This is a genomic window from Hyella patelloides LEGE 07179, from assembly GCF_900659865.1.
Classification (GTDB): domain Bacteria; phylum Cyanobacteriota; class Cyanobacteriia; order Cyanobacteriales; family Xenococcaceae; genus Hyella; species Hyella patelloides.
The window spans coordinates 1-1,595 of record NZ_LR214291.1 but is presented as its reverse complement, the minus strand read 5'-3'; the positions used below and the strand labels follow the sequence as shown (position 1 = coordinate 1,595).

The 1,595-nt window shown below is 39.9% G+C and carries 1 pseudogene; it reads left to right on the top strand.

Annotated features, from left to right (window positions below):
• Positions 1–1,234: 1,234 nt before the first annotated feature.
• Positions 1,235–1,595, top strand: a pseudogene (locus H1P_RS33230) (plasmid replication protein, CyRepA1 family); the annotation flags it as partial.

The following is a 1,595-nucleotide window of genomic DNA, read 5'->3' as shown; positions in this document are numbered from 1 at the left end:
GGAAAACTTATGAATTGGGAGATAAATCGAGGGAATAAGTTGAGTATATTCAAAGGCTATAAGTCAGACATTGCAACGGTTTCAAGGTTAGGTTGCGTCTGGTGACACGAACCTTCTATTTCCGCCTGTTAGCAGGAGTTGGTAAGGCTAAATCAGTGGTAAAATTGGGGCAAATCTAAAAATTAATTCAATAAATCTCTCAAATTAGCTCCACCACTGCGCTACGCTCCGTGATTTCGCGAGGGAGAAATTCTTCACAGATTACTCCCAACGTTGGGAAAACAGTTTGTACAAAAAATGTCTGTAATGACTGATGTAGCTAGATTGAATTTGTACAATTGTTAGGAAAGCCTACATTTGGGTGAATCAAGGTTTAAAACAACTGGATAGTTCAATTTCTTCAATAGAGCAAAGATAAATCTCGCTAACCATAAGCCACAGAGACAAGAAAAGTATATTTTTTAAAATAATTACGCCTGGACATTTGACTTCACAATGCAGAGTGTAATTTTTTTTATGCCTCGCAGAATTCTAGTGGCTGATTCGGATATCGAAACTCGTCTGTTACTCGGTACGTCAATAATCTACGGCTATCTTTACGGATTCGATCAATCACCCCAACTTTCTCAAGCCTGATCAACGACTTATTTAGATTGTTTGGATCAAGTGAGAGTTCCTGTCCTATTGCACTAAGAGAAGCTTCCAAGCTACCTCCCTGAGCCAACAAGTACATTAACACACGATAATCTTGCCCTTTCACCTCTTTATCAAGGGCAAGTCGCATGAACAAATTTTCTGCTTGTTCTCTCAATAACATTTAAAACTGATCTTTACTCACTTTAGGTATTATAATACCAAGTAACCCCAGAAAATAGACGAGGTTACTGCCCCGTCCTTTGTGGTTATTGATTTGTATTAATAGCAGTGAGAACAACCTTTCTGCATATTTTATTTTCTGCCTCTGAAGGACTGACATCCTTTAGTTGCTCTTCATAGACGAGAGAGGTATTGCCTCTATTGTCCAATCTGTCCTTTTATGCAGAGAGGGCTAACTCTCTGTTGCTTTCTTAATGATACAACATAATTTCATAGCCGAAGGGTCTTCTCTATCGCATAAATCCCTTATTGAGAAAGAGTTTCTGACTCAATCTGCTATCTCTGATGCTCTCGTCGTCCAAACCTTAGCAACAGAAAAACCAATAATCGGTGGCTGCACTCCAGGGATGATACTAAGATGAAATTAACTCATCCAAACCATCTCAACCAAACTAACTGGGATGAATGGGTTATAGATTCAGGGATTGACGCTCTAGTAACTTCTCTGAATATTGTTTCACTCTCTGGTTATTCTCCACACGAATATTTACTTTACGGGTTGGCAAACAGTGAAAGACGTAACGGCGGCACACTAAGAAGTAAATGGTTAACCAGATATGCCCACCTCTATAACGGTGGCTGGTGGTGTAGCGGTGTCGATGTCCTCACGAGTGAAGATTCAATGTGGGGTTGCTTTAAACCTCTAACTCCCCATGAGTTAGAAGAGAAACCTTTTGGATTTGACCCCAATTCTCCTGCCAAGAACAAGCGGGTTAAAT